The sequence below is a fragment of the Pseudomonas sp. LLC-1 genome (assembly GCF_002992185.1).
In the GTDB taxonomy this organism is placed as follows: domain Bacteria; phylum Pseudomonadota; class Gammaproteobacteria; order Pseudomonadales; family Pseudomonadaceae; genus Aquipseudomonas; species Aquipseudomonas monteilii.
This window is the reverse complement of sequence record NZ_LUVY01000022.1, coordinates 39,891-65,538: the sequence shown is the minus strand read 5'-3', so window position 1 is coordinate 65,538 and position 25,648 is coordinate 39,891. Positions and strand designations below refer to the sequence as shown.

Annotated in this window: 40 protein-coding genes and 1 pseudogene; 12 read left to right on the top strand and 29 right to left on the bottom strand. The window is 57.9% G+C overall.

Translation table 11 applies throughout. The features are described from left to right. The 12 genes from A0O30_RS27910 to A0O30_RS24515 form a co-directional block, all read right to left on the bottom strand. On the bottom strand, nucleotides 1-171 hold the full coding sequence (locus A0O30_RS27910) for a hypothetical protein (protein WP_019471621.1): 171 nt from the start codon (nucleotides 169-171) through the stop codon (nucleotides 1-3). 8 nt (nucleotides 172-179) lie between these two features. Then, complete coding sequence (locus A0O30_RS24565; protein WP_105948462.1) at nucleotides 180-506, bottom strand: phage head closure protein; 327 nt, start codon at nucleotides 504-506, stop codon at nucleotides 180-182. Next, entirely contained in the window at nucleotides 503-844 is a 342-nt protein-coding gene (locus tag A0O30_RS24560; protein WP_105948373.1) for a head-tail connector protein, read from the bottom strand. The genes A0O30_RS24565 and A0O30_RS24560 overlap by 4 nt, the downstream gene beginning before the upstream one ends. Nucleotides 845-848: 4 nt before the next feature. Further along, a complete protein-coding gene (locus A0O30_RS24555; protein WP_105948372.1) occupies nucleotides 849-1,376 on the bottom strand; it encodes a hypothetical protein in 528 nt (175 codons plus the stop codon). Between the two features lie 47 nt (nucleotides 1,377-1,423). Further along, nucleotides 1,424-2,605 (bottom strand): phage major capsid protein, encoded by a 1,182-nt coding sequence (locus A0O30_RS24550; protein ID WP_105948371.1) that lies wholly within the window; start codon nucleotides 2,603-2,605, stop codon nucleotides 1,424-1,426. A 2-nt stretch (nucleotides 2,606-2,607) separates the two neighbouring features. Next, nucleotides 2,608-3,465: a head maturation protease, ClpP-related gene (locus A0O30_RS24545; RefSeq protein WP_105948370.1), complete on the bottom strand. Its 858-nt coding sequence runs from the start codon at nucleotides 3,463-3,465 to the stop codon at nucleotides 2,608-2,610. Nucleotides 3,466-3,481: 16 nt separating this feature from the next. Beyond that, on the bottom strand, nucleotides 3,482-4,723 hold the full coding sequence (locus A0O30_RS24540; protein WP_371921635.1) for a phage portal protein: 1,242 nt from the start codon (nucleotides 4,721-4,723) through the stop codon (nucleotides 3,482-3,484). Nucleotides 4,724-4,930: 207 nt separating this feature from the next. Next, nucleotides 4,931-6,619, bottom strand: coding sequence for a terminase large subunit (locus A0O30_RS24535; protein ID WP_105948368.1), 1,689 nt, complete (start codon nucleotides 6,617-6,619; stop codon nucleotides 4,931-4,933). Next, entirely contained in the window at nucleotides 6,616-7,161 is a 546-nt protein-coding gene (locus A0O30_RS24530; protein WP_105948367.1) for a terminase small subunit, read from the bottom strand. The genes A0O30_RS24535 and A0O30_RS24530 overlap by 4 nt, the downstream gene beginning before the upstream one ends. A 158-nt stretch (nucleotides 7,162-7,319) precedes the next feature. Continuing rightward, a complete protein-coding gene (locus tag A0O30_RS24525; RefSeq protein ID WP_105948366.1) occupies nucleotides 7,320-7,658 on the bottom strand; it encodes an HNH endonuclease in 339 nt (112 codons plus the stop codon). A 252-nt stretch (nucleotides 7,659-7,910) separates the two neighbouring features. Beyond that, nucleotides 7,911-8,453 carry a hypothetical protein gene (locus A0O30_RS27790; RefSeq protein WP_158261464.1) on the bottom strand — a complete coding sequence of 181 codons (543 nt, stop codon included), beginning with the start codon at nucleotides 8,451-8,453 and terminating at the stop codon, nucleotides 7,911-7,913. 122 nt (nucleotides 8,454-8,575) lie between these two features. Continuing rightward, on the bottom strand, nucleotides 8,576-8,890 hold the full coding sequence (locus tag A0O30_RS24515) for a phage holin family protein (protein WP_256589796.1): 315 nt from the start codon (nucleotides 8,888-8,890) through the stop codon (nucleotides 8,576-8,578). A 136-nt stretch (nucleotides 8,891-9,026) separates the two neighbouring features. On the opposite strand from A0O30_RS24515, the gene A0O30_RS24510 reads away from it, so the two are divergent. Beyond that, nucleotides 9,027-9,329: a hypothetical protein gene (locus A0O30_RS24510; RefSeq protein ID WP_105948364.1), complete on the top strand. Its 303-nt coding sequence runs from the start codon at nucleotides 9,027-9,029 to the stop codon at nucleotides 9,327-9,329. Here the strand turns inward: A0O30_RS24510 and A0O30_RS24505 are convergent. From A0O30_RS24505 to A0O30_RS24455, 13 genes are all read right to left on the bottom strand, one after another. Beyond that, nucleotides 9,306-9,518: a hypothetical protein gene (locus tag A0O30_RS24505; RefSeq protein ID WP_105948363.1), complete on the bottom strand. Its 213-nt coding sequence runs from the start codon at nucleotides 9,516-9,518 to the stop codon at nucleotides 9,306-9,308. The genes A0O30_RS24510 and A0O30_RS24505 overlap by 24 nt on opposite strands. A 241-nt stretch (nucleotides 9,519-9,759) precedes the next feature. Next, on the bottom strand, nucleotides 9,760-10,071 hold the full coding sequence (locus A0O30_RS24500) for a hypothetical protein (RefSeq protein ID WP_146256329.1): 312 nt from the start codon (nucleotides 10,069-10,071) through the stop codon (nucleotides 9,760-9,762). Nucleotides 10,072-10,219: 148 nt separating this feature from the next. Then, nucleotides 10,220-10,609 (bottom strand): antiterminator Q family protein, encoded by a 390-nt coding sequence (locus A0O30_RS24495; RefSeq protein ID WP_105948361.1) that lies wholly within the window; start codon nucleotides 10,607-10,609, stop codon nucleotides 10,220-10,222. 11 nt (nucleotides 10,610-10,620) lie between these two features. Then, nucleotides 10,621-10,938: a hypothetical protein gene (locus A0O30_RS24490; RefSeq protein ID WP_105948360.1), complete on the bottom strand. Its 318-nt coding sequence runs from the start codon at nucleotides 10,936-10,938 to the stop codon at nucleotides 10,621-10,623. Next, complete coding sequence (locus A0O30_RS27905) at nucleotides 10,935-11,102, bottom strand: hypothetical protein (protein WP_177410307.1); 168 nt, start codon at nucleotides 11,100-11,102, stop codon at nucleotides 10,935-10,937. The genes A0O30_RS24490 and A0O30_RS27905 overlap by 4 nt, the downstream gene beginning before the upstream one ends. Then, nucleotides 11,099-12,388, bottom strand: coding sequence for a site-specific integrase (locus A0O30_RS24485; RefSeq protein ID WP_084296788.1), 1,290 nt, complete (start codon nucleotides 12,386-12,388; stop codon nucleotides 11,099-11,101). Before A0O30_RS24485 ends, A0O30_RS27905 begins: the two co-directional genes overlap by 4 nt. Then, nucleotides 12,385-12,813, bottom strand: a complete 429-nt coding sequence (locus A0O30_RS24480) for a VRR-NUC domain-containing protein (protein WP_084296787.1) — start codon at nucleotides 12,811-12,813, stop codon at nucleotides 12,385-12,387. Before A0O30_RS24480 ends, A0O30_RS24485 begins: the two co-directional genes overlap by 4 nt. After that, entirely contained in the window at nucleotides 12,810-13,106 is a 297-nt protein-coding gene (locus tag A0O30_RS24475; protein ID WP_105948359.1) for a DUF1364 domain-containing protein, read from the bottom strand. The genes A0O30_RS24480 and A0O30_RS24475 overlap by 4 nt, the downstream gene beginning before the upstream one ends. Continuing rightward, on the bottom strand, nucleotides 13,088-13,306 hold the full coding sequence (locus A0O30_RS24470) for a hypothetical protein (RefSeq protein ID WP_256589795.1): 219 nt from the start codon (nucleotides 13,304-13,306) through the stop codon (nucleotides 13,088-13,090). Before A0O30_RS24470 ends, A0O30_RS24475 begins: the two co-directional genes overlap by 19 nt. Then, nucleotides 13,303-14,682 carry a replicative DNA helicase gene (dnaB, locus tag A0O30_RS24465; RefSeq protein WP_105948358.1) on the bottom strand — a complete coding sequence of 460 codons (1,380 nt, stop codon included), beginning with the start codon at nucleotides 14,680-14,682 and terminating at the stop codon, nucleotides 13,303-13,305. The genes A0O30_RS24470 and dnaB overlap by 4 nt, the downstream gene beginning before the upstream one ends. Beyond that, nucleotides 14,675-14,986, bottom strand: coding sequence for a hypothetical protein (locus tag A0O30_RS28090; RefSeq protein WP_256589794.1), 312 nt, complete (start codon nucleotides 14,984-14,986; stop codon nucleotides 14,675-14,677). Before A0O30_RS28090 ends, dnaB begins: the two co-directional genes overlap by 8 nt. A 37-nt stretch (nucleotides 14,987-15,023) precedes the next feature. Continuing rightward, nucleotides 15,024-15,377 carry a helix-turn-helix domain-containing protein gene (locus A0O30_RS28085; RefSeq protein ID WP_256589805.1) on the bottom strand — a complete coding sequence of 118 codons (354 nt, stop codon included), beginning with the start codon at nucleotides 15,375-15,377 and terminating at the stop codon, nucleotides 15,024-15,026. Between the two features lie 365 nt (nucleotides 15,378-15,742). Then, nucleotides 15,743-15,967 (bottom strand): helix-turn-helix transcriptional regulator, encoded by a 225-nt coding sequence (locus A0O30_RS24455; RefSeq protein ID WP_105948357.1) that lies wholly within the window; start codon nucleotides 15,965-15,967, stop codon nucleotides 15,743-15,745. A 104-nt stretch (nucleotides 15,968-16,071) separates the two neighbouring features. Between A0O30_RS24455 and A0O30_RS24450 the strand changes: the two genes are divergently transcribed. The 5 genes from A0O30_RS24450 (at nucleotide 16,072) to A0O30_RS24425 (ending at nucleotide 19,739) form a co-directional block, all read left to right on the top strand. Next, complete coding sequence (locus tag A0O30_RS24450) at nucleotides 16,072-16,878, top strand: XRE family transcriptional regulator (protein ID WP_105948356.1); 807 nt, start codon at nucleotides 16,072-16,074, stop codon at nucleotides 16,876-16,878. A gap of 134 nt (nucleotides 16,879-17,012) precedes the next feature. After that, nucleotides 17,013-17,420, top strand: coding sequence for a hypothetical protein (locus A0O30_RS24445; protein WP_105948460.1), 408 nt, complete (start codon nucleotides 17,013-17,015; stop codon nucleotides 17,418-17,420). A gap of 34 nt (nucleotides 17,421-17,454) precedes the next feature. Continuing rightward, on the top strand, nucleotides 17,455-17,958 hold the full coding sequence (locus A0O30_RS24440) for a BRCT domain-containing protein (RefSeq protein WP_105948355.1): 504 nt from the start codon (nucleotides 17,455-17,457) through the stop codon (nucleotides 17,956-17,958). A 542-nt stretch (nucleotides 17,959-18,500) separates the two neighbouring features. After that, nucleotides 18,501-19,241, top strand: coding sequence for a hypothetical protein (locus tag A0O30_RS24430; protein ID WP_256589793.1), 741 nt, complete (start codon nucleotides 18,501-18,503; stop codon nucleotides 19,239-19,241). Further along, nucleotides 19,242-19,739, top strand: coding sequence for a type II toxin-antitoxin system VapC family toxin (locus A0O30_RS24425; protein ID WP_105948353.1), 498 nt, complete (start codon nucleotides 19,242-19,244; stop codon nucleotides 19,737-19,739). It abuts the gene before it with no gap. Nucleotides 19,740-19,968: 229 nt separating this feature from the next. Here the strand turns inward: A0O30_RS24425 and A0O30_RS24420 are convergent, their stop codons facing one another. Beyond that, the gene (locus A0O30_RS24420) at nucleotides 19,969-20,190 is read right to left on the bottom strand and encodes a hypothetical protein (RefSeq protein WP_105948352.1); all 222 of its coding nucleotides are present in this window, start codon (nucleotides 20,188-20,190) and stop codon (nucleotides 19,969-19,971) included. 168 nt (nucleotides 20,191-20,358) lie between these two features. Here A0O30_RS24420 and A0O30_RS24415 point away from each other — a divergent pair, with 168 nt between their 5' ends. Next, nucleotides 20,359-20,976, top strand: coding sequence for a type VI secretion system-associated protein TagO (locus tag A0O30_RS24415; RefSeq protein ID WP_158261463.1), 618 nt, complete (start codon nucleotides 20,359-20,361; stop codon nucleotides 20,974-20,976). A 52-nt stretch (nucleotides 20,977-21,028) separates the two neighbouring features. On the opposite strand, the pseudogene A0O30_RS24410 reads toward A0O30_RS24415, so the two are convergent. Together A0O30_RS24410 and A0O30_RS27760 are read right to left on the bottom strand one after the other, a co-directional pair. Beyond that, a pseudogene (locus A0O30_RS24410) lies at nucleotides 21,029-21,354 on the bottom strand (DUF1654 domain-containing protein). A gap of 418 nt (nucleotides 21,355-21,772) precedes the next feature. After that, nucleotides 21,773-22,132, bottom strand: a complete 360-nt coding sequence (locus A0O30_RS27760) for a hypothetical protein (RefSeq protein WP_146256328.1) — start codon at nucleotides 22,130-22,132, stop codon at nucleotides 21,773-21,775. A 369-nt stretch (nucleotides 22,133-22,501) separates the two neighbouring features. Here A0O30_RS27760 and A0O30_RS24405 point away from each other — a divergent pair, with 369 nt between their 5' ends. The 5 genes from A0O30_RS24405 (at nucleotide 22,502) to A0O30_RS24385 (ending at nucleotide 25,014) form a co-directional block, all read left to right on the top strand. After that, a complete protein-coding gene (locus tag A0O30_RS24405; protein ID WP_105948350.1) occupies nucleotides 22,502-23,353 on the top strand; it encodes a ParB N-terminal domain-containing protein in 852 nt (283 codons plus the stop codon). 6 nt (nucleotides 23,354-23,359) lie between these two features. After that, on the top strand, nucleotides 23,360-23,743 hold the full coding sequence (locus A0O30_RS24400; protein WP_105948349.1) for a response regulator transcription factor: 384 nt from the start codon (nucleotides 23,360-23,362) through the stop codon (nucleotides 23,741-23,743). An 18-nt stretch (nucleotides 23,744-23,761) separates the two neighbouring features. Next, complete coding sequence (locus tag A0O30_RS24395; protein ID WP_105948348.1) at nucleotides 23,762-24,031, top strand: hypothetical protein; 270 nt, start codon at nucleotides 23,762-23,764, stop codon at nucleotides 24,029-24,031. Further along, nucleotides 24,028-24,570 (top strand): hypothetical protein, encoded by a 543-nt coding sequence (locus A0O30_RS24390; protein ID WP_105948347.1) that lies wholly within the window; start codon nucleotides 24,028-24,030, stop codon nucleotides 24,568-24,570. The genes A0O30_RS24395 and A0O30_RS24390 overlap by 4 nt, the downstream gene beginning before the upstream one ends. 81 nt (nucleotides 24,571-24,651) lie before the next feature. Beyond that, nucleotides 24,652-25,014: a hypothetical protein gene (locus A0O30_RS24385; RefSeq protein WP_105948346.1), complete on the top strand. Its 363-nt coding sequence runs from the start codon at nucleotides 24,652-24,654 to the stop codon at nucleotides 25,012-25,014. A gap of 33 nt (nucleotides 25,015-25,047) precedes the next feature. Here A0O30_RS24385 and A0O30_RS24380 read toward each other — a convergent pair whose 3' ends face one another. After that, nucleotides 25,048-25,620 (bottom strand): SEC-C metal-binding domain-containing protein, encoded by a 573-nt coding sequence (locus tag A0O30_RS24380; RefSeq protein WP_105948345.1) that lies wholly within the window; start codon nucleotides 25,618-25,620, stop codon nucleotides 25,048-25,050. Nucleotides 25,621-25,648: the final 28 nt, after the last annotated feature.

The window sequence follows — 25,648 nt, the reverse complement described above, 5'->3', positions numbered from 1 at the left end:
CTACTCCTTGGCCGGATCAGCCTTCGCGGGCTTCGCAGCCTTGTCGGTGACGGCTTCGGCGTAACCGCGGGCAATCAGGCCCTCGCCCTGCTCCTTGGTCACTTCGAACTCTTCGCCCTTCTCGCGCTCACCAGATGCGCCCGTCAAAGGGCCCAGTGCTCGGATTTTCATGTTCCACCTCATGGATTTGGGACGGATGAGCACAGAAGTCTCATCAGCGTGTTTTCGTTATCAGGCAGAACCGCTTCTACCTTGTAGGTGACCCCGCGCCGAGTAACACGCCAGCCAGCCACAATATCGGCCCGGGGTCGGGCAATGATCTCGGCAGTGACGACGGCCTGCAGCTTTTCAGCAATCGGCGCGACTCGACCGGTGGGAGTTCGGAGTTCGCCCCACATGTCAGGGCGTACTGCTGGCAGCCACGTCACCGTGGCGCCCCCGGACTTGTTGCGCTCCTCCTGGGGGAATGTCACTTTGAACAGATGGCGCAGCGGTCCGGCCCTCATACCCCCCACCCAATCCGATGTGGAGTCAGGAGTGCCACCGATCCTTTCGGAATTTCAGTGGCGATGGTCCCGGTCACAACGTCCTCACGGTTGGCATAAAGGTGGCCGAGGATCAGTAAGCATGCGGCCTGGATCTGCTTGTTGCTGATCATGGGGGACTCGCCAGCATCGCCAGCGGCGACAGCATCATCCAGCGCCTGCTGATCGACATAAACGCGGCGGTTCAGATAGTCCATCGCCTGCCCTTCAGCCGCCTCGATCAGGAGCTCCAGGTACTCGTCATCATCGTCAGGGTCTCGCAGGTGATGACGGGCTGTGGTCAAACTGATCACCGGCATGTCTTCACTCCTTCAGCGGTTCGAGCGATGCCAACTTTCGCTGCACAAGATCCTCTGCGTGCCTGCGTGGCACCACATAGGCTGGACCGCCCCGGCGGCGCAGCTCGCCCTCATCCATGTAGGACCGCATCGGGTAGATCTGAAGAGTCACTGGATTTGGGTTAGCTGCAACCAGATCCCCTGCAGCTGGATGGTCGGTATCGTCGCCAGAATCGATCACCGTCGGCCCGCTCTGGCCTTCACCTACCGATGCCCCCGTTTCCGTAGCGGTAGCTCTGACACTGGCGCCCAGGTCGCCTGCAGCGACGCCCGATCCGGCCCCCGATTCTGCCGGTGCTTCTGGCGGTGTCTGCTCTGCGCCCGAGCCTGAATCAGTTGCGGGAGCGCCCGCCTCGCCAGGGTTTGGCGAGGCGGCTTCACCAGGCGAAAGGGACAACGCTCCATCTTGAGGCTGGCTGCCGCTCGATACAGTGGTCGAGGCAGCATCCTTCGGCTCACCCGTGGACTCTGGTTTTTCCTGTTTACGTGCCATGGAAATACTCCTGTAGGGCGCCATTCCTGACGCCCTAGCGCAAGGAATTAAGGAGTGATCAGCGGACCGGTAACGAACGCTTCATCGCGGTAGATGGCGAAGGCCAGGCGCTCTTCAGCACGAATCGTTGCCATATTCTTCTCGAAGTCATCACTGTTCTCGGTCGAGATCAGCACTTCGATTTCCATGCGGTCGAAGATCTGGGCGCCAAGCTTGAACGCACCGACGAGGAAGTCGTTCTGTGTCATGGCCTGGGTAGAAACCACAGGGCGATTCCAGAGCTTCGCGTTGGTGCCTTCCTGAGGCTGGCCGATGATGTAGCGGCCTTCCCCGTCCTTGGTCAGCTCAATAGCCGCCCAGTCGATCGGGTTGAGCACGATGCCGTCGGATGGGAATTCGGCCAGTTCGGCCTGCAGCAGCGCCAGGCGCAGGCGGTCAATGCGCTGCTCGCCCACTACGGCTACGCCAGCCGGGGCAGCGTACAGTTGAGCAACGGTCATAAGGCCTTGCAGGTTCACGCCGGTGCCATTGCCATAAAGCAGCTGAGCTTCTTCCGCCATGTTGAGGCCATAGCGTGCACGACCGTCGATATAGCTCTGGAGTGCCTTGACATCGTCCAGCATCTGGCGGCTGGCTTTGAACAAGTGGGCGATGGTCCGCACGTTCGCAGTGGCCAGGCCGAACGTCAGGTCGGAATACGGCTTGGCCGTGGTCTCCGCCACAGTACGGGCGTTGTTGGTGAAGCCGGTTTCACGCACGTACTCGATGGAGTTCGATTCGGTGGTGCCCGGTGCAACCAGGTCGCGTACGGTCAGTCGGCGTTGAGGCGGGGCAATGATCCCAGGCAAGCGCTGAGTCTGCACCAGGTCACCGCCGGTTGCGGTGGTGATCGCCGCGCGCGGCACGGAGACACGACGAGAGCCGCGGAAGGACGAGTTCATGTCCTTCATTTCTTCGCTTTCAATTACGAGAGCGCCTACCGATTTCTGCGGCTCTTCCTGATGGTTGCGATCCCGGCTTGCATTCACAAGCTTTTGCTCGGCCTCGCCCAGGCGGGCCTGCAGCTCGCCCTGCTTGGTCAGCAGTTCATCGACCTTGGCGCGGGTTTCCGTATTCATTTCACCGGAAGCCTTGATTTGCTTCTCGGTCGCCTCGGCCTGGCTTTTGATCTGATCACCAATGCCCTTCAGGCTGGCGTTGAGTTCCTTGACTTGGGCTTCAAAGTCCATGGTCACTTTCCTTTCAGAGAATTGAGGAGATTGGTTGCCGCGCTCAGAGAGGCGGAGAGGTCTGGCGCGACAGCGCTGGGCTTATCGGTCGAGGCAGCGTGACGCGTGCCTCCGCCAACAGCGCGAGGCATGCTGGACTTGAAACTGGCAAACAGTTCGCGCCGCTCGGAGCGAGGCATACCTGCCTTGGCAAGGGCTACATCCATGGCCTTGAGCGCATTGTTCTGGGCGGCGTCTTCGGTTTCGCGTTCGGTGACTTCGCTGGAAGACAACAGCCCAGTGGCCAGGCCAAGCTCCACGGCGCGCTTGCCACGGATATAGGTTTCGTCATCCATCAGCTCGGCCATGTCCTCCGCCGACTGCCCACTCGTCTCGGCATAGAGGTCGGCCATCGCCGCATCGAACTCCTCCATGTCGTTGGCTATGTCGCGGAGGTAGTTGCGATTGCCGGCGAGCCAAGTCCAGCAGTTGTGGATCATGAGGAAGGCGCTGGTGGCCACCTCTCGCTTCGTCCCAGCGAGGAAAACAATCGAAGCAGCGCTGGCCGCCATGCCAAGCACCTTGGTGGTGACCTTGTGGCTATGTTCTTTCAGACGGTTGTAGATGGCGATGCCTTCGAACATGTCACCCCCAGGCGAGTTGATGTAGACGGTTACATCCCGCTCGCCGATGGCCCGCAGGGCGGTATCGATTCGTTTCAGCGTGACGCCCTCGCCGTACCAGTCTTCACCAATCACCCCGTACACCGTGATGGTGTCCGAGGTGTTTTCAACGGCCGCCTGGATCGCGGGATTCCATTTGTCGAGCGCGCGCGGGCTCATCTCGCTGCGCAGGCCGCGAGACTGGATCTTGTGCTTCATGGATTACTCCCGTGATTTACTTTTCCGGCTGTTCGAGCCAGTTCATCAGAGCGGCCCTTGCGGCCTGGCTATCGTTTTGCTTGCCCAGCTGGTCAAGTGGCACCAGGTTGGACTGCACGGTCAGTACATCGCCACCCGGCATGCTCGGAAGGTTTTCTTTCCGCCGACCCTCGTTTCGGGTCATGTAGCCGTTCTGCCCCATCGTGCTGAGATAGGCTGCACGGCCGGCGCTGTCCGCACGCAGGAACGCTTCAAGTGAGTACTCGGCGTAGAACTTGATCCGGTCAACCGCCGTCATGCACCACTTGTTCACGCACTGCTCGATCGGCGCCGTGAAGGACATGATGCAGTACGTGAGAAACGCGATCTGCTGCTGCTCCAGGCCGGTGCCCCAGTTGCTGCCCTTGTCGGTCTTAATCACCATCCAAGGTGGGACGCCGAACCAGCGGCAGATTTCCTCGATGCTGTGCCCTCTCGACTCCAGCAGCTGCGCATCAGCAGGGTTGATGCCGATCATTTCAGGCTTCACACCTTGCTCAAGCACAGGGCTCTTGCCGGCATTCAACGCCCCGGAGATCGTCTTCACGTACTCGCGAAACTCGACGCGCTGAGCCGGATTGAGCGTCTTGTCGACCGAAAACGCGACTGTCGGCATCATGCCGTTCCGGAAGGTGCTGTTGGCGGCATCGTCAGCGGACATCGCCGAACCGAACACATCAGCACCGTACCGAATCGCAGAAAGGCCAACTCGCCCATCCAGGGTGAAGGCTGGAATGTGAAGCATGTCCCGCCGCTGGATCTCTCGGCGGGCTCCCTTTCGGGGCCTGAAGAAATACCTGAGTCGTCCATCGTCGTCGAACTCAAGGTCAACTCTCGACGGCATCAGGAAGTCCAGAGCGATGACGCGCCCAGCAGAGCGATGGATCTCGCAGTAGGCGTTACCCCACAGCAGCATCGAGGCGACGACTGCCTGCCAGAAATGGAAGGCAGCCATGTCTTCGTTGGGGCTGTTGTGCACCACATCGTAGAGCGGGAAATCGCGGGCACTCTCTCGGCTACCATCGGGCATCCGCCGGTAGATGCTCAACGGCAAACCGGCTACCGAGGTCGAGATGATGCGGACACATGCCCACACGGTGGACAAGCGCATGGCCTTGTCGACGCTGACTGACTTACCACTACTGGACTGGGCGCCGTTAAAGGCACTCCAGAAACCTCCATCCGAAAGCTTGATAGTCTTGCCCAGCCATTCACTCATACTGGCTGAGGGCTTGGTAGCAGCAGCGCCTAATGCCTGGGATAGGGTTTTAATCACTGACAAGCCCTCTGCGGATGAAGCCAGCGATGCAGAAGAAGCTCAGCGATCCGGCCAGCAAAGCCCAGCCAGTACCAGCCAGCATCCAGACCCCGCAGCATGCCAAGCAGAAAGCGACCACTGCGCAGACGATGAAAATATGAAATGCGTTCATGCGATCAGTGGGTCCCGAATGCCTGCCATGAAATTTTCCATGCCACCTTGGCCGGCAGGATTTAGGGCCATAAGCGTCACGGCGTTGAATAGAGCCATGAGCGGGTCGATCTTCGCCGAGCCGCTCGCTTGCTTCGTGATGAGAATCGAGTTTCCTCGGGGTTCAACTTTTGCGTTACCGCAACACCAGGCCATCATCGGCTGGCCACCATGGAGCAGAGTGCCTTCAGCTAACTTGCGCTCAGCCGTCTTGATTGCCCCACCGAGTCGCCAGCCTTGCGAGATGCCGTCGATCTTGTCTCGCGGGATACCTGCGAACTCGAGCGCATCCAGGATCGCTCCAACTCCCGCTGGGTCGAGGCCTACCTTGTCCAGTAGGCCGGATATCTCAACTTGCGAAACGAGCTGTGCCACTTCGTCGATGTCGTTGCCGATCCGCTCTACCAGCGTCAGATGGCCGTCGTTGGCAAAGTCGCGAATGCGAGGCGCCTCAGCCTTCCGGCGCTCCAGCACCGACGGATGGGCCCAAGCGTGTGTCCACATCAACCAGCGGCGAGTATCCCGTTCGCGCCCGACGGCTGCGAAACCGAGCAGGTCATCAAGGCCGCCGCCGTCGATACCGATATCGATCACTTCGCAGCGCTCTATCAGGTCCTCCAGCGTCCGGCAGTCCTCTGAGGCTTGCTGCTCCCAATAATCGGCACCAGCCCAGCGATCCGACAGAAGCGCCAGGCCGATCTCGACGTTGAGGTGCTTGGCCAGGAATCCCCGGAACGACTCCTCACCATCCAGTTGAGCCTGTGCATACCCGCGTTCGATGAACGGCTCATCAACCGACAGCCCCAAGTTCGGGTTGGTGATGTAAGCGTTCGAGAAGTCTCGATGCGCGCCAGCGTCGAGCATCGCTTTCGGAAACTCGTACAACACTGGCAGAAACGACTTATCGACGATCCCGCCATCACGAACCTTGCGGGCGTACATCAGCTTCTGACGGAATACGCCGGCGGGCGGAGCATCGGACTGGGTTGTGGCCCAAATGATGAAGCCCTCGGGGCGAGACGCCAGGCCGCCCGTGGCTTCCCGCAGCATCGCTTCGGCGTTCGCGCGCTTGCCGAAAACCCACAGCTCGTCGACGAACACGCCGATGGCTTTCTTTCCTGAAACCGTCTCGCTGTCAGCCGCCACCACCTTGAGCGTTGCGTTTGTCTTCCGGTGGGTCACAGTGCGCAGGTGGTCCTGCACTTTAAGCAAGGCATCGAGTTCCTCGTCTGCCCGTACCATGTCGCGGATCGGGATGTAGGAGTTGTCTGCGATCTCCTTGGTGGGTGCCAGGATGATGAACTCGCCCGAAGGCCGCCAGTTCAGAATCAATGCCGTGAGCATGATGCCGGCGGCGATCGTGGACTTGCCGTTTTTCTTGCTGATCAGCAGCATGAACTCACTGACGAGGCGCCGGCCTTCATCTGGGTCATACGCCCCAAAAATGGCTGCCACAAACTGCTTAACCCAGTCGCGTACTGTCTCGGACATCAGCGGGCTGCCAGTAGCGTCGACCATGCGCAGCGCGCCGAACACTTCCAAGGCTTCCTCAGCCTCGGCCGGGAACAACGGCTTGTACGGGATGAGGCTCTGCCGGCTGACGATGCGCTGCTCCCAGTCAGGGCATGCAGTTGTCCACACCATCATTTGACTGACCTCAGCGGAGCGCGGCGAGCGCCGAACTTACCGGTCGAGGCCTGCTCAGCTTTAGCCTGGGCTTGGTCCTTCTTGCCGCTTTCCCCTTTGCGAGGATGCACGAATGGCATCAAGGCCTTGGCTGCATCGACCCGTAGCTTCGGCTCGGACCCTAGGTCGTTCATCACCGACAACAGGTAGTCCTTCGGGTCGCGGTGAAGCAGCGCCTGCATCAAGTCGAAACCAGCAGGCTCAGGCTCGGCATGCTCGTCCGTCGCTGCGGCTGTTTCGGCCGCCGGCTCGGCCTGAGTCGATGGCTCTGGAGCGTGCTTAGCTTTAACATGCGCTTTAACATCTGCTTTAACATCCGGCGGCATCAGACCCAGGGCGCGCAGCTTGGCTATCTCAGCCGCCACATCCTTGTCCTTGAACAGCCGAGAGCCCGCCGCAGACGCTGTCTTCTCCGAATAACCAGCCGCCACAGCTGCGTTCCGTTTGGACGCACCTTCCCTGAGCGCTGCGATGAATGCGCGCTTGCGGGATGTTAAAGCCATTTAACAAAAATCCTGTGGGGGAAAAAAATCTGTACGTGGGGTCGGTGGCGGTCTAGCTAGATGATAATCCCTAGCTTTTGACCCCCTACCCCCTTTCGCAGCACGTCACTGGCGTGCCTCTAGCTCGTCGCGCCGGGTTTCGGCGATCCGCTAAGTTCTCAGCCACCCAGCCCCGCCGCCTCCTCGGCCTGCTTGATGGAGTCGTGACAGGGCTTGCAGAGACTCTGCCAGTTGGTCTGATCCCAGAAGAGAACCATGTCTCCACGGTGAGCAACAATGTGGTCGACAACCCTGGCCGCAGTTGTGCGGCAGCTCCGCTCGCAGTAGACGCACAGCGGGTTGTCGCGCAGGTACCGCTCCCGGGCTTGCTGCCACTTGTAGCCATAGCCGCGCTGGGAACTGGTCAAGCCGCTTCGCCAGCTGCCAGGCGTGACCACTTTGATCCGAGCCCCTGCGCTCACGTTGATGCGCGAGCCTAGCGTTTTGAGCCTTGCCATCAGCGCGCCTCTACCTCAATGCCCCGCTCTATCCAGCGCATGACTCGACCAAGGTGAGGATCGCGTCCAGTCACATGAGACATGAGCAGGACGCCAGCCAGGTAGTGCTTCAGCCACCAGCGATGCCGACAGACGATCGTTGCAGTTACTCGAGCCATCACCAACCTCCTGCCATCTTTCTGTTTCTAACAAAGATAAAAAACCCAGCACCTTGGCTGGGTCTACAGTTCAAATATATTGAGATGCGGTGTCTTACGGGGTTGGGCATTGAGCAAGCAACCCAACTGCGGCGATGTTTGACTCACTAGCGGTTTTCGCGGCAGAGAATGACTTCACTCCATTCTCAATTGCCTGCCCAACTGCTGCTCTTCGCGCCTCATATGCCGCGGTTCCCAAAGGCCCTTTTTCGCTTGACCCAAGTGTTGTGCTAACAAGACCTGCCACACCGGCCGCTATCCCAGGAAATGCCCCCCCTGTCCCGGCGGCAGCCATTACCGCTCCAGCCACACCAAACACACCACCGGTAAAGCCAATTCCGAGCTTGTACCCTTCAGAGCACTTTGCACGGTTTTCATACCAGTTATAAACGCTACGACAAAACTTGTTCACCTTCCAAAAGCTAGCGTCCGCGTGCCCTCTCCTTACATCTTCCGGTTGCCCGCCTATCACCGCAGTAGAATACCCGCTCATATCAGGATAATCTTCAATTCTTGAATCAGTACACTCCAAAGCAGCGCTAACTTCAGTGCAAGTCAATATAACCACAGCTGCCATCATGCAGATTCCTTCTTTCATATCTATTCCCCATACTGCCCAAATCAGGCCATTTAGAGATTAGATCACTGCTAGATTTACGCACTGAGCTGCCCAGTTGACTATACGCCACGAAAGGGCGCACCTCGAAGTTGTGGCGCGGGTTACGGTCCATCTACCTTTCGCTCAGCCCAGCGCCTGCCAAGCTGGCGGGCCTGTTCAACGCCCAGCACACCGACAAAGCCAGCGGTGGCGAACGACCAGGCGATACTCAAGCCAAACTCTTTCACTGTCAGGCCAACCACCATCACGATCAACGCCCCGAGCGTGGCCTCGATCAATTGGCGAACTGGGCGCGTTTCCTGGCCGTCGTACTGAATACGCAGCCAGGTCAAAGCGAATGTCAGGCCCATCGCAAGGCCGTTCTCTCTCAGGGCTGTCAGTACAAGCACCCAGAAGGATGGGTCTTTCTCTGGCATATGGGCCATCTCGATTCATCCCGTTACGGGGAGCGGAAAAAGAAAAGGCCCGCCGTTATGGCGAGCCCTTGGATACGTGGAAACGTGGCCCCGTGCTATCGTCGCAATCCCGACAACCGCGACACAGGATGGAACCGTGGCAAACTTCATATTGACATTCAGGATTAAAACTGACGAGACATATCAAGACCGTTATGACTCGCTGCTTGAACAGCTTTATGCGATAGCTCCAAGCCCAAAGGTTTGGGAGGAAACATCCTCATTTGTGGCCTTCGAGTACTCTGGCAGCCTGGATGATGTCCGCACAAGACTTTATCTGTGCAGCAAGTTCAGCTCTACCAAGGACACCATGGTAGTGATCGACCTGACCAACAGGAAGAAGATTGCCGAAGGCGTCGTCAAGTACGAAACCACCCTAGACCGCTGCTTGGGCTTCTGAACCAAAGAGGGCTGTCTCGATCTCGGCCAGCTTGCGCTGATTCTCACGGAGGCTGGCCTCCTGATAGAAAACGAAGCCATTCGCTTGGGTCAGCTTTTCCTGCGCATCGCGCTGAATAGCCTTGGCCTCTCTCAGCTTCTGCTCGCAGTTAAGGATATCCTCGACAAGGCAGCGGTATTTGCTTTTCATGCTGATCTCCAAGAAAAAAACGGCGAATACCGAGGCTCATAATAGGTGCGGAGGGCCGGCGCTTACCCGGCTTGGTGGTCTGGATCGCTGGGTCACGTACCCCAGACTCTCATCGCGTTGTTCATCAGTGACCACACAGGTTTGAATGAACGCCACTACCGCCTTAGCCCAGCGGCCTGGGCGTGTCATCCGCATAAACGAAAAAGCCCAGCAAGATAGCTGGGCTTCGAAAAACATTGCATCAAACTTTGGGTATTATGCGCCGAGTTGACAGATGCGACTGGGCTACTGGCTCGGCGTTAACATCCATCAACAGGATCTCAATCTCATCAGCGGTCTGACCAACCGGCAACTGCTTTCTTTTCAGCCCCTCAATAACATGTTGCAGCCGGGCAAACGCACTGACCTCATCCAAAAACAATGCAACAAACTCTCCGGCATACGCAACCACCCAAACTTCGTCTGGAAGCTTGTCGTTGTTCAAACGGGTAGCAAGCTGCTGCTGCTCATTTGAAAGGGTCGCTGTTGAAACCAGGTTCATTCCAAGATTCATCAATCATACTCCCTGTAGGTATTCAGGAAGTATCACCGAAATTCAAGAAAAAACCCAGACCTTATGGCCGGGGTTTGTTCAGTGTCGCGTCGCTTGCAAGCTGGACACGCTGCTATGAAAACAGGTGTTTATCCGCGCGGAAAGCTTTTTATGCAGCTTCGCGCAATTGCTCCAGGGCGCAATCGATCCAGGCCACACCAGTGTTGATCAGCTCGCGCGCCTTGGCTTCACTCATCTTGTGCTCGCGGGCGATTCGCAGCGCCGGCCACTTAGCACCGAAGTACAGCCAGACGAAGCCGCCCATCTGCTGGTTGCGCTTGTTCAGCCTGGCTACGGCTCCGTCCACGGCAAGCGCGAGGTCGTCCGTGATAACGTATTGCTTGAGTCCTCCTTCCGCTGGAGCGTGCTCCTTCATAAGCGCATACAGCGGGCATACATACTGAGGCACGCCCATACCATCCATGCGCCACCACCCCCATTGCTCGAGCATGTAGGCGGTGTCACCAAGGGCCTTGTCTACGTAGGTGCGCTTTTTCATGTCCTTCCCTCTCAATCCCCGGTGTAATTGGTGCCGCCGGCGCCGCGCCGGTTGCTTCCCTGATATGTAGCCTCAGGCCCGGATGCCTGAGGGTTCTTCAACTGCTCGATCTGCCGTGCTGCGGCCTGCAGCCTCATGCTGAGCTGGGTCACCAGTTCATCCAGGGCCAGGGCCTCGCCTGTTGCTGCCTCTACCCAGCCGGAGCCGTTGCAGTGACCGCAGGGCATCTCGTAGAACATGCTCTTTGTGACCGCTCTCCCACGGCACAAAGGGCACTGAGCCATCTCGATCACGGCCTTCTTGAAGGCTGGGCCGTGGCTCTTCTTCATTCCTTCGAATCCTCGACTTTCACGCAGCGGAACGTCTTGCTTCCCACATAGAAACCACCCAGGCGCTCGCACTCATCTGCCACCGTGTAATGAGCGCGGGCCCAGCCGATGTAGTGAGCCAGCAGCAGGGCGACTGCCTGGTATGCAAATTCAGCAATGATCATTTCGAATCCTCGCTTATGGTGGATGCCGGAAGGGCCTCGAAGCCCGCGCGCTCTGCGGCCTTGGAGAGAATCCATGAATCCGCTGATCTATCGCCGGTCAAGCCGTGAACCGACTCGAAACCCTTCTGATCAAGGTGTGCGTGCCACTTCTCCAGCGCCTCGCGTTTGCGAGCCATAACGTCGGACTGGATGTACACCTTCACGTTGTGGCCCATGGCGTGGTTGACCATCAGTTCGCCCACCAGGTGGTCAACACCCAGATCGGCCCAACTGGTACGGGCCAGCTTGCGCAGGTCGTGACTGGTCCACTTGCCTTCCCCCATGACCGAGAACACTGCAGAAGCCTTCGACTCGCTCATGGGCTTGCCTTGCCGGCCCGGGAACAAGAACTCACCTTCGTAACCCTGATTGATCTGGATCTCGCGGCAGGCCATCAGCAGGAAGCGCACCTGGTCGGTCAGTGGCAGGCGGTGCTGCACGCCGGTCTTGGTGTGCTCGGCGGGAATGAACCACTCCCGCTCGGCCAGGCTGATATGGCTCCAGCGGGCCATGCGGGTCTCGCCCAGTCGGGTGCCGTGGCACAGCATCATCAGGGCCAGTAGGCCATGTTGCGGGTTGTGGGCCAGCGTGCTCTTCATGCGCGCTATCAAGTCTTCCAGGTGCACACCACGCAGTCGCGACGGCTTGACCGTGACCTTGGCCTTGGAGAAGTCACGGAAGCGGATGCCGGCCATGGGGTTGCTGCTGATCAGCCCGAGCTTGGCGGCCTGCCGGAAGGCCAGAGCCAGCAGCTGGAACACCAAGCGCACATAGTCGATCGACAGCGACTCTTGTAGCGGCCACATCAGTCCGCGATCGAGCAGTGCCTTATCCATCAGGGCAAGAGGGGTAGAACCAAGGCGCGGTATCAGGTGCTGCTTGATAGCCGACGCCGCCGTGCTCTTGCGCTTGGCCGACAGGCTGCGATCACGGGACATGCGCTCAGCGAACCAGGCCAGCAACTCGCCAGTCAGCAACCAGCTCGACAGGCTTGAACTTTCGCCAGCCTCGAGACGCAAGCGGATATCCGGCAGTGCTGCAGCAACCTTTGCGGCGCTCAGGTCAGGGTACGAGCCGATCCGGCACCACTTGCCCTTATGGATCAGGTACCAGGACCCGCGCTCACGGGAACGGTGAAACCGGAAGTAAAGGCCTTGGTTGCCCAGTGCGCGCAGGTCACGCACCTGGCCGGCGGCCTGCCGGCGAATCTCTGCATCGCTGATTTTCACAGCGGCGGTTTTGGTCATGCTGCAACCTCCGTTTTAGGCAGGGCCAGGTACGCCCTCAGGCACTCCATGGCGTCGAAATGCCCCTGACACACAACGGCCAGGTAGCCTTGGTCGTTCAACCGGCGGATACACGCTTGCTGGCTGGACGAGACGGGCGCCGGATCAACGGTCGCCTTGAATTCGATGTAAAGACCGAAGTACCCGCCTCGGGCCATGGTCAGCACCAGATCAGGGATTCCGGCCTTCACGCCCTGCGCCTTGAGCTTCAGCGCCACGCCCTTGTGTCGGTGACCGCCGTTCGGGACGTGGTAAATCAGTTCGAAGACCTCGGGATAGCGCAGCTGGATCTCTTCGAGCAGGGCAGCCTGCTCCTGCCCTTCCCTGTCGACGGGCTTTGCGCGGGCCGGCTTGGCCTTGAACGGGCGAAGGGCGGGCGCATTCATGCGATCAGCACCCCCTCATGGATGAGCAGCGCCTGGGTGCGCATGACGCCCTCGGCGTGGTACTGGCGGGCGGTGTCGCGGTCAACGGCCCGGCTACGGCCGTCGCATGCGTCGTGGCAGGAGCTGCAGCACCAGGCCCCCTGCATGTCGTGCGGCTTTTTGCCGACTCCGCAGGTGCCGGCCAGGCGGTAGTGCGCAAGGACGGTGGTCTCGGGGTTGCCGTTGCATACGCCAGGGATACGCACCTGGCATTCGCGGCCGCGTGCGGCCTTGGTCAGTTTTGATTGCCGCATGGGCTGTCTTCTCCATGAAGATCAATGACGCGGAAGGTGTTAGGCCACATGCACTGGCCATGGCTACGAGCTGCCTGCTCGTCGCGATACAGCGCTATCGGTTGGGCTGGCTCGTGGGCAAGATCCAGCAGGTCGCTGCGGCAATACAGCGCCCAGCGATACTCGGGAAGCTTGGGCGGCAGGTGCATTGGGTCAGTCATGCAGCGGCTCCTCGTTGGGCATAGCGAGATCTCAGGGATCGCTCGGGCGCAGGCGCTTTGGCGGGAGGCTGCCAGCTCGCAGAGAGGCTTTCGAAACGGTTGAACTGCCCCAAAAATGCCGCGCGCACGGTTCCGGCCTCAATGTCTCGACCTTTCCCCACGATGATTTCGGCGATGCCTTTCAGCTCGCTGTCTTCGTGGTAAACCTCGTCGCGGTAGACGAACAGGATCACGTCTGCGTCCTGCTCAATTGCGCCCGACTCACGGAGGTCAGATGGCACCGGGCGCTTGTTTGGGCGCTCCTCGCACTTACGAGAAAGCTGACTGAGCAGCACAACCGGAATACCGAGCTCGCGTGCAAGTAACTTGCACCCGCGACTTATGCCACTGACCTCTTCAGTGCGATTGCCACCCTCGCCTTCCATCAGCTGAAGGTAATCGATCATCAGGATGTCGAGCCCATAACGCATCTTGTGCCGACGAGCCATCGAGCGAATGCGGCCGACTGTGGCGCCGGCGCGGTCTGCGATGAACAGGTTTGCGTGCTGGATCTTGCCAACTGCCGCGCACAGTTCCGCTTCATGGGACTGGCAGGCAGAACCATTTTTGATGAGGTTGAGAGGAATCTTCCCTTCTGCCGCAGTGGCTCGATCAATGAGCTGGGCCCTGCTCATTTCCAGACTGACGACCAAGGCTGACTTCTTCTGACGGACCGCAGCGTCCAGCACAAAACCCATGGCGAGCGTGGTTTTGCCCATTGCAGGCCTGCCGGCCACAACGATCAACTGCTCCGGCTGCAGGCCACCCAGTTTCTCGTCGAGGTCAACCAAGCCGGTGGACAGGCCAATCAACGTCTCACCGCGTGACAGGCGGTCATGCCGCTCCTGCCAGACCTCCAGCTGCTCGGCCATCAGATCACCAGCCTTGACGATCTCATCACCATCGGTGCCAGTGTCGATCGCCATCGCAGCTGCCTGCACGGCCGCGATCTTGTCTTGGATGTCGCCGCCACTCTGGGCGATCTCCAGCGTTCGGTCACTCAGGTCATACAGAGCCCGCTCCACGGCGCGCTCCCTGACGATCCGGGCATACTCGCTTGCATTGGCAACGCTGGGGGTGTTCTTGGCAATCTCAGCGCAATACGCCAGTGCGCTATCACCTGAGGACAACGTGCCCAGGTGATCGGCCACAGTCAGGAAGTCCACAGAGCGCCCCGTGGAACGCACCGACATAATTCCTCGGAAGACTTCGGCGTTGTCAGCGAAGTAAAACGACTCCGCCGATAGGTCGTCGGAGAGAACGTCGATCAGTTCCGGGCGGAGGAGCATGGCGCCGAGCAGGCTGTGTTCAGCCTCAAGGTTGTAGGGCTCACGCATGGTAATTGCCCTCGACCACCTTCACGAAGTTCGAAGGGGCAATCAGCCAGTCGAACGTCGCCCGGAAGGGTTTGGCACCATTCCTGCCGTCGATCTTGCCCATCAGGAAATCACTACCGGCAACGATGGTGAAGAAATCACGCCAGAACTCAAGGTCCTGGTGGACAGGGCTTTCCGCCCAGCGCGCCTTGATCTTTGCTGAGCGGTCTTTGTTGATCAGAACCACGCTCGGCAGAGTTGGCAGCAATTCGTTGAACAGGCCGACGATTTGATCGACTGGTACCGAATTCAACGCCTCGCGCATGCTCGCGGTATCTTCTGACGGTTCCTTGATGGTTCCTTTACGGTTCTGGGGGCACGTGGTGCCGGGGTGAGGGGCATCTAGTGCCGGGGTGAGGGGCATCTAGTGCCGGGGTGGGGGGCATTTCGTGCCGGAGTGCTCCGGCATCTGCTGCCGGGGGGCATGTGGTGCCGGGGTTATAGCTGGATGGGCTCACGGTGTACCAGGTGGAACGGCCTGTTCGATGGTGAGCAGACAACACTCCAGACTGCTCCAACCAGCGCAAGGCGTTGCGTACGGCACGCTCGGACAGGCAGGTGCGCTCTACGATACGAGCCACCGAAGGCCAGCAGACGCCGTCGTCGTTCGAGTTGTCGGCGAGGGATATCAGCACGGACTTCTGCGCCGGACTCATGCCCTGGAGTGGCCAACAGGCCGTCATGATGATCGTGCTCATGGCTGGGTCTCGCACAGGGACGCGCGCAGGTGCTCCACACATTCAGCGCGAAATGCATGCTTGGAAGCAGGCGCGTACTGGAGTCGGATCATCCGCGCTGCGTTGAGGGCGGCGGATTTGTGGAAAGATTTCAGATGAAAAATGGCTACGGGCGCGGTGTTGCTTGCATCCATTGCAGAGTGCATAATCGACCTCGATTTGATGCTGTTGAAGAAGCCGGGCTGCCACCCGGTTTTTTTATGCCTGCGATTCAGGTACTGGATGGATCAGCAGGTGTTTCGGTCATCTACTGGCTCAGAGCCAGATCAGTAATGATTCAAATGTCAGGCGGCTTCTGGGTCGCGAGCCGTTGGCGGAAAGACATCGTCGAGGCTGCACTCGGCGCCTAGACCGTTCAGCGCATCGACAATCTTCCGGGCCGCATCCAGGCCGACACACCGTCGGCCGGCCTCGTAATTGGCCAGACGCGACTGGTTCCAGCTGAGCTCGCGGCAAAGGCGCGCTTGGCTAATCCCCGCCTCCACCCGGATCTTGCGAACGTTGTTCATTCAGGGTTCCTCAATGACTAGCACTCAGGATAAACACGCATCGTGTTAATATCAATCACAATAAGTGAAAGCCGTGTATTTCATTTCGTGATGAAATCCCGCGCATGAATGAATCACTGAGCCAGCGCATTAAGCGCTTGAGAAAAGCGACGGGAATGTCCCAGGCCCAGCTGGCAGATGCTTGCGGCTGGAAATCGCAATCACGCGTCGGAAACTATGAAGCCGGTACGCGAGAGCCAACGCTGGCGGATATTGCCGCTATGGCAGCTGCCCTTGGAGTCGACCAATCCGAGCTACTCCTGAGCTCTGCGGCAGTGACCGAGGTTTCGGAGCCAGCCCGGAGTACGACTGACCTTGTCAGGCAGATGCTCGCAAAGAGCGGCAAAGGCATCCCGGAAGAGGCCCGTCAGCGCCTCCTTGCTGCGGCTGAAGAGCCGAGCGCCAGCAGTGTCGTCGCGGCTGGCTTCGTTCGCCCAGGCCTCGTGGGCGATGAGGTGTGGATTGCTCACTACGACGTACGCGGAGCAATGGGCGATGGTGAAGTAGCCCACGACTACCCTGAAATGCTGCAGGACATTCGCGTCAGCCCTACTCACCTGCGAGAGATGGGGGTCGAGTTCAAAGAGCATTTCCATCTGAAGCTCATAACGGGTGTCGGTCAGTCCATGGCCCCGACCATCAAGAGCCGCGACCCGCTGGTCGTTGACATCAGCATCCGTGAGTTCGTGGGCGATGGGATCTACTACTTTTCCCATCAGGGTCATCAGTACATCAAGCGCCTGCAGAAGAAGGGTCGAGAGCATTTCAAGATGATCTCGGACAACACAAATCATCCCCCTGAAGACATTCGGGTTGATGAGACCTACATCCAGGCTCGAGTACTACTGGTCTGGAATGCCCATCTGGTGTAGCCATGCCCCTGACCAACCCCAACCAGCTACTGCGCCGATGTATCCGAGTAGGAAAGCTCTTTAGATATCTTCCACAACGCAAAACCCAGCGATAAACAGTCTACGAGTAACATAACATCATGGATGAGCGAATATTGAGTCGAATAATCCACCGCAGCCACTCTGAGCCTGAGCGACTCGGCCTAGACTGGGATTCGATTTGGAAAAGCGCCGACTTGGGGCTGATTAAGTCTTGGGAGATCGGTCGCAAGCTCGCGCTCCAGAAGCCAGCGTTAGCTGCATGCGCCAAACAGGAGGAGCTTCCACCGCTGAACTGGAAGGGTGGCGTCAGTAAGAAACTCAAGAAAAGTGACAAATTCGGGTCACTGCACTACTTAGCTCAATGGCAAGGCCTGCGCGGCCAAGACCTTGAAATAGATATGGATGCAGAGATCACCCTCACCTGCTCAAAGACCGGGATGGTAGTAACTTTCACTCCAGATCTTCGCAAGCTCGCAAGCCAGCAGAATGATGGCGAAGAAGAAGTAGCCGCATCTATGTGAATGAGACCACTGGCAAGTACCAAGGAGAGGTAATTTGAGTATTATCAAGTTTAGATATTGCGACTCGAAGGGCGTAGTGACTGAGCGCGAACTTCTTCAGTGGTCCGAAAATTCCAATTACATCCAAGGCAGATCTGGCGGAGACGCATTCCCTAAAACATTTCGCAAGGATCGGATCGTAGAATTCCTTCTGGGCGAAGATTTGTTGCTGAAGGAAGCAGCGCCTCCCGCACCAAGGCCTAGGCCCTCAGATCTCGCTGCGGCGGCAGCATTGTCCAATAAGGCGCCTAGAAACGCCTCGAATGGCCCGAACGCGATTCTTTTCACCGGCTTTACCGCCTCCTATAGGTCCGAACTGGAGCTGCTAGCTCAGGGATTCGGTATGAAGGTGGTTAAAACACCAAGCAAGTCGCTGACTTTTCTCTGTTATGGCGATAACGCCGGCCCCAGCAAGGTCGCCAAGGCGCAAGAAGCAGGTGCATTCATCATCAATGCTGGAGAATTTTTGAATCTTCTCCAAACAGGCGAACTTCCTTAGAGGGGCTATAAAATGCCATCGGTGGATAGCAACAGCCCTAACCAAGCCCAGCCAAGACTAGGTCTCGGTTCCAGGCCAAACCAAGAAAACAGTTAGAATTGCGGACGGAATCGGATGACTGAGTGGCGAGAGCGTGGCTTCTGGAGTAAAGCGTGGATTTTCGCTCTTCTAGGGCTTCTCGTCGTTGCATCCGACGGCGCTGACCTTTCTAGCCTGGGCGGAGGCTCCAATCGCAAGCGAGTATTCAGTCCCGGTTTCATCGCCCTGTGCGTGTTCGTAGTGGTCCTTGAGCTGATGTTGCTGAGCCACTGGTACGGGGTGATCTGATGGGGCTCATAGCTCTAGCCGGGCCGGAAACGAGCATGACGCCCAGGCAGTGATCAGGATCTGCCAGGTAATCCAGGCTGGGGAGGATCTGTTGGCGGGGATGAGGTGAAGGCGGGAAGGATTGGCTGCGTGATCGACCGATTTTTTTTGCGCGAGTGACCTGGAGAACAGGAAAGACATCGAATTCGGCAAGGACGCATGCCTATAATCAGCCTATGAAAAAGCCCAACGTTTACACTCTTCGAATAGTCGGTTCGCACCCGAGCAAGCTTACGCTTGAGCGGATGGCTGTCTATTTGGCTGAGCTGGCAAAGCTGATGGGTGAAAAGGACAAGGTTCACTTCGACAAGCTATCCACCGGCAGCGCAGCGCTGAAGGCATGGGCAGAGGACGAGGCTGCGAGCAGAGTTTCTAAGCGTCTTTCACTTGCTGCGTCACGCAGCGACCTTGCAGCCAAAGACGCCTTGAGCGCTCTGGATCGGATCAATGAGCTTTTGATTCAGGATGGGACCAGAGGCGAATTGAAGAACCCGTCAGGCGCAGTGATCTACCCGTTCCCGGGCGGGAAGAAGTCAGCCCCTGCAAAAGAGCTGGTCATAGAGCAAGAAAGCACGATCACTGGCCAAGTGATAAAGATTGGTGGCCGCGATGAAACTATTCCGGTGCTCGTTAAAGATAACGACGGTCGCGAGTACAACTGCACCATAATGGGGGCGCAGCTCGCGAAAGAAATCTCAGCTTATTACCTAGGCGAGCAAATCGAGCTGGCCGGGAAAGGTAAGTGGAAGAGAACCTGCAGCGGCCAGTGGGAGTTGCTTCAACTGAACGTTAAGTCGTGGTCTCCGCTTGACGGGGACTGGGATGAAGCGTACGCCTCCATGGAGGCTCTAGGCCTTGGCTGGACTGACGTCCCCGATATCGAGCACTACCTATCGGGGCTAAGGAAGGGTCATTAATTGGTAATTTTGGACACCAATGCTTTGGTCCTGTTTTTTGGAAAGCGACTAAGCACAGAAGACAACCTACGAATGCAAGGTCTTTTCCTAGACCTCCGCAAAAAACGGGAAAGTATTGGCATTCCAGCTCAGGTCTGGGCCGAGTTTCTTGATCAGGCCGGAACGACTGAAATAAGCGCCACCCAAAATATTTTCAAATCGAATGCGTTCCGCCTTCTTCCGTATGACCTGCGAGCAGCAATGGAAACTGTAGAGGTTGTGAAAGCAGGAAGGAACGCCAGGAAGAGCGCGAAAGGCGAAAAGCGGCCGCGGCACTCTGTAAAAGTAGACTGGCAGATCATAGCCGTCGCTAAAGCGAATGGCGCCAGGTTGCTGATTACCAATGATGCTGACATGCGCCTTGAGGCAGAGCGATCAGGCGTCCGATGCATGTGCATCGGTGATCTTCCAATGCCTGATCACCTGCGCCAGCACAATCTGGACCTAGGGAAAAACTGATTGGCGAGACCGGGGCGTATAGGGTCCCGCAACCGGCAGTCCGCCATCTATCGCCGTACAATCCTACCAAGTTGAAGGATCAGCACCCGTCGCAGAAAGCCCGCCATCAGGCGGGCTTTTTCATGCCTTCACGCTTTTTTCACGCCCTACCCTGCACAGTCAAGGCTCATCCGCTTCCCTACGTTAGCCCGCATAGCAGTGCGGGCTTTTCTTTGGGCGTCATACACCCTCACCCGTGCATCCGCAGCCCTGCATTCGCCATTCGGATCAGCACCAGCCACTCTTGGAAGTCGATCAGCCCCCGGTGCCTGAGGTCGGCAGCTGCGTTGATCGCCGTGGAGTAAAGGTCTTCACCTAGCGGGCGCCCTGCATAGGTTTCTTTCCACGCCTCTAGGGCATGTGGTTTTCCCTTCTGTTTCTGCTGAGTCACCGACTCGACTTCGTGCTTCATCAAGGCGCGAAAACCTATTGGTTAAACGTTTCAGCAATTATACCTATGGCTAATCCGAAAAGGTTCATTCCTGCGACGAGCGTAGCTTTACATTCGAGATAGAATGTGAGTGCGTGATGGCTTATGGCCATAGTGGTAGGATGGCGCTTTTCTTTCGGAGGGACCCAAGTGAAAATCGCCGTTCATACTTTCGCGCTTACCCTATCGCTCGCGATAGCGAATTCCGCGTCAGCAGACGTACCAGAAAAAGACGTCATGAAATGCGCAGCCATTGATAACCCTGTTGAGCGCCTGTCGTGCTTTGACACGCTAGCGGAGAGCAATGGGCTAACCACCAAGACTGTAGAAACTCCAGCCGCTAGCAAAGGCAAGTGGTCTACTTCAACCACCACCGACCCAATGACAGATAAGTCGATCTACCTTGCTCGGCTTGAAGCGAGTAGCGGCAGAGGCCGACTGGGCGAAGAGATAGGGCTCGTAGTTCGATGCGCCAAGAACAAAACTGAGCTTTACATCAATTGGAACTCATTCTTGGGTACCGACTCGGCACGAGTTACTCATCGAATCGGCAAAATGAAGGCTGAGACGCATACTTGGGATGTATCCACAGACCACACCTCGTCCTTCTATCCCGGGTCGCCGGTTGCCGCACTTAAGGAGATGACCAAACACTCATCCTTCGTGGCCAATGTGACGCCTTACAGCGAGAACCCTGTGACGGCGACATTCGACATTTCAGGTGCTGAAGCCGCATTCGCCGATATCAGAAAAGGCTGCTCCTGGTAAAGCGAGCAGCCCGACAATATGAGCCCGCTCATTGCGGGCTTTTTTATGCTCGTCAGAACGGCGCCTCTTCCCCCACCTTCTCCTCCTCCCAATCACGCTCCACGACTAGGTCGTCACGATCCTCGGCGCTCTGCGGCTCCCACCGTACCGTCACGCTTTCGTCATCGTTGAACGTCAGATCCAATTCCGGCGTTTCGGCCAGCAGGCCCATCACCTCCTCCCACTCCATGTCTCCATCCGTGTCCAGGCGATGGATCGCACCCAGCGCTGAGACTGCGCAATGGGGTGATTGATCATCGACGAAACCCGCAGCCCGAGCCGCTCTACCCCGGTCATCTCTTGGCGTACTTGTGGTGCCGTCTTCTTCTGCTTGGACATAAGCCATCTCCTTTACTGTATATCCATCCAGTTATTGCAATGAGCATACATCACGCCTCGTGAAACGTGAACCCGCCTCGTAGGGAAAATCCTCAGCACACCCTCAGGCAAAATAAATCACGTATTGTGTTGACATATAAAACACGTTGCGTGATATTTGCATCAGCACGCAGTCACTCACCAGGGACTGCCGAGGCCATTACCGGCCACCGCTCTTTACACAACCAGACGCAACACACCGCCAGGTGGGAAAGGTAGTTAGCACGCTCATAGGCAGGAGCCTCCCTGAGCGATGCCGTATCGACCTCGGATCTTGGTGGGACCGCGATCAACACGCTGCTCTATTCGAGACTCGACGGCGTGGTGAGTTGATCGACATGTAGGAAATGAATCGGGCTGACGCCAGCTGCGTGTCCGATTACTTGCGGCGTCCTAGGCCTGGAGCCCCGCCTTTGAAAACAGTGATTTCTGAAAAGTCATCACGTTTTCTGGGGTGGATGTCCAGGTCAATGTCTCGAGATCGATCTTTGCATCTCGGACACATAACAGGATTCAAAAAGAACTCAGGATCTGCTTTGGCAGGCCTTCCACATTCATGGCAGGGCCTGACCTTCTGACTGCGATCCCAAGCTGCGGACTCTTCGGCGGCTTTCGCCATAGCCGTAGCTTTCGCTTTGGCTTCACTGCGCTTTCGGCGCTTTGCTTCGGCTCGTTCGGCCTTCGCATTGATCTTAATGAAAGCCTTGCGGAGCTGCTCAGTAACCCAATCCGTAGACATGTCTCGTCCGATCCTTGGTGTGATATCTCCGATGTTACGACGGCATCACTTCTTCGAATACCACCGCGGGAGGAACCTGCCAATGAAGCATTAAGCCCAGCCGACAAACCGGGTCGGCAATCCGCGCATACGTGCCCTACTCAGCCGGCCAAAGGGCTGCACTCAAGCGCGGAGCAACATGATCCCCAATGACCACCGCCGTATTCAGATTGAAGGCGGTGCGAGGGAAGCCCAAGGCCAACGCAATGAGCGCATAGCTGCCATCTGAGGCGGTGACGCCAGACGATTCCCCGGTGCGCCTCAAGTGGGGCGCATCAGGGGGAATCCACTGAATCAACTGCACTGGCAGCCCAACGGAAGTGAACTCAAATGGCGAAGTCGTTCAAGCAAATGATCAAGGATGGCGAGGTGCGGCGCGCCGATGCCATGAAGGTTCAACTGGAGGATCTGCACGAAGAGCCAGGTTTCAACCTCCGCACCGAAGGCGATGCACTCGAAGCGAGCATCAATGCTCTCGCAGAGTTCATCGCGGCAGGCGGTCAAATCCCTCCGCTGGAAGTTCGCCCACGGGCCGAAGGTGGTGTTTGGCTGGTTGATGGTCACCGCAGGCGCCGGGCTCTGTTGAAGCTTGATTCCGAGGGCCGTCTTCCACGGACGCCCAACAAAGATCGGCCAGATGCACTGGAAGCCTGGGTGCCAGTGATCGCTTTCGAAGGCAGCGATGCCGATCGAGTGGCACGCATCATCACCAGCCAGGAAAACGAAAAGCTCTCCCCCTTGGAGCTGGCTGAAGGCTACAAGCGCCTCCGGGCTTTCGGTTGGTCGGTGGAGCAGATAGCCACCAAAGTCGGCAAGACACGGCAGCACGTCGAGCAGGTGCTCACTGTCGGCAATGCAAACACCGATGTCCAGAACCTGGTAGCTGCCGGCCACGTTTCAGCCACGACAGCTGCACAAGTCGTCCGGGAACACGGAGACGGTGCTGGCAAGGTGCTGGGAGCCGAACTAGAGAAAGCCCAGGCAAGCGGCAAGAAGCGAGTTACCGCTGGTTCGATGAAAGGGCCTTCGATACCGAAGCCCAGGCTTGAAGCAGTGCACACCGCGTCACGCAATTTAATTGCATCGCTGGACTCGATCAATGAGGACAGCCGCTCCATCGCCATTCCCACTGCGCTTGTCCTGCAACTGCGCGAAGCCCTGGACGGCGCCAAACCGAGATAACAACTCATGGACACGATCACTTGCGGCTCATGGATTGGCCAGCTCGGCAAGGCGCTGGCTCCCCGTGAGCTGGAAGCACTGTTGTGGGTGGCCCAAGGCCTCACCACCAAAGAAATCGCCCGCCAGATGGCGGTCAGCCCCGGCACCGTAGCCAACCGCATCGAGGCCGCTCTGTTCAAACTGGAGGCCGGCCGCCGCATCGAGGCGGTCACCAAGGCCATGCGCCAGCAGATCATCAGCCCGCTTTGCATCGCCCTCGCCGGAATCATCGCCATGCATGCGGTGATCGGCGACAGCGACCCCATGCGCCGCGACCGCCGCGTGCCTGAGCGCCGCACCGCCCAAGTTCGAATCGTTCGCAAGGCCGAGGCCTTCGAGCTCCACGCCTGACCCACCCGAGGATCAACCATGCAGACAACAATGCACCCGGCCTTCCAAGAGAAGGTGGACATGCTCAAGGCGCTCTTGGCGCGAACCCAAGAGGCCCGCAACGAGGCCTTTGCGAAGATTGGCAAAGGCGCCCCGCGCTATCAGGCGTCGGGCAAGGGCAAAGTTTGGGATGTGGTCGAAATCGCTACCGGCGCCAAGCAGGGCTTCGCCTTCACCTACGAGACTGCAATTCGGTTCGTGGACGCTATGGAGGCAGGGGCAGCGAGCAAAAGAGGTGGCCTGCAATGATCGGGCAATCGAACTGCCGCGACCAGATTCTGGCTCAGCTCAATGCCAGCATCGACAACTTCTTCGGCAGCGGTGGATGCGTTGAAACCCTGCCTGGGTTCGAGTACGTGCCACACCGGCCTCATCGCGACCTTGAGCCAAAGCGTGCATCGGTAGCCGCCCCACCCAACAAACGGGTGGCGGCGCGCCTGAAAAAGCTCGATGAGCTCCGCGAGCTGGCAAAGACCATGACTTACAAGGAGGCCATGGCTCACACCGGCCTCGTCCAGGCGACTCTCGTTCGCGCCGCGTCCCAGGGCAACTTCAAGTTCCAGCGTGACCCCAACTACGGGAAAAGCAACCTGGGCAAAAAGCTCAGCGACCCCGTTGAAGACAGGTCGAAGGCAGAAAAGATCGTCGCCTACCGCAATGTCGGAATGTCCAGGGCAGACGTTGTGCGTGAACTGAATATTTCCTTCAAGCAGCTCGGGCGACTGATCCGAGAGTTTGAAATCGACTTCCCGACTACTGCCGAGAAGCGAGCGAAGAGAAACGCATGAACCGCATCACCGCGCGCGTCCGGCACGGCCGGCGCCAGCAACACATCAATCTGCCGCCCAGCGGCTTGGGAGGTATCGGCAATGGCAATGGACCAGGCGGAACGAGACAAGCGTCGACGCGAGAAGGCAGCCAAAGTGAAGGAAGAAGACCTGCGCTTGAAGGTTCGACCAGGGACTAATCAGGCCCTGGCCGAGATCAAGCAATGGGCCAGCGTCGAAGAAAACGGCGAGGCCATGACCCTGCTGATCCATCGGATCCATGAATTAGGGCCTGAAGCGGCCCGCCACTTCCTCAGTGCGCCGCGCCACGAAATAGTCGTATCCGATTTCGTGGCGCGAAGGCTCGACCAGTTTCGCATTGGTCGCGAACTGCGCGCGCCTGACCTGCTTTTGGGAGATGATCCGGACGACACCGGCATAATTTCATTGGAGCATGCCGGCTGAAGTAGACCATGAAAGCATATGGCACTGAGGCTATTAACCAAATGCAGACGTTCCTATCGCGGTGGCGAGTTGAAGCCAAAGCGCAGCATTAATTCCCTGCTTGTCACACCACTGTTTCAACTTGGTATAGGAAAGCCCCTCAGTAGAACCCTCCTTTTTTGTCTGCTCCAAGGCGTCCTGGATCAGATCTTCCGGTGGTCGAACAACCATAGCCTTGAGCAGGCTTTCAAGATCCGGGACATCCGTGGCGATATGATTCAGTTCCTCAATTCTGGCTTTGCTACGAACCAAGTCAACACCAACATCAGCGACGATGTTGGCCTTTCCTACGGTGAATTGACTATCAGTTGAACGGATTCCAGTAGACATGTTGATCTCCCCTATGCAGCATTTTTTGTACTTACGCCCAGAGTTGCATGGGCACTTTTCGTTTCGGCCAACCTTACGGCCGAATTTTCTTGGATCAACCGACTGCCTGGTTTCTAGACCTGTTACCTCAACGCCAAAGCTATGTTGAATGTCCACAGCAATATCAGCGCCTCCCTCAACAGAGACATAGCTTATTCGGCCGTATGAACAGTTGACCATCTGGATCGCAGTAGACATTTGATCATTCGCTCATTTGGATCTGGTC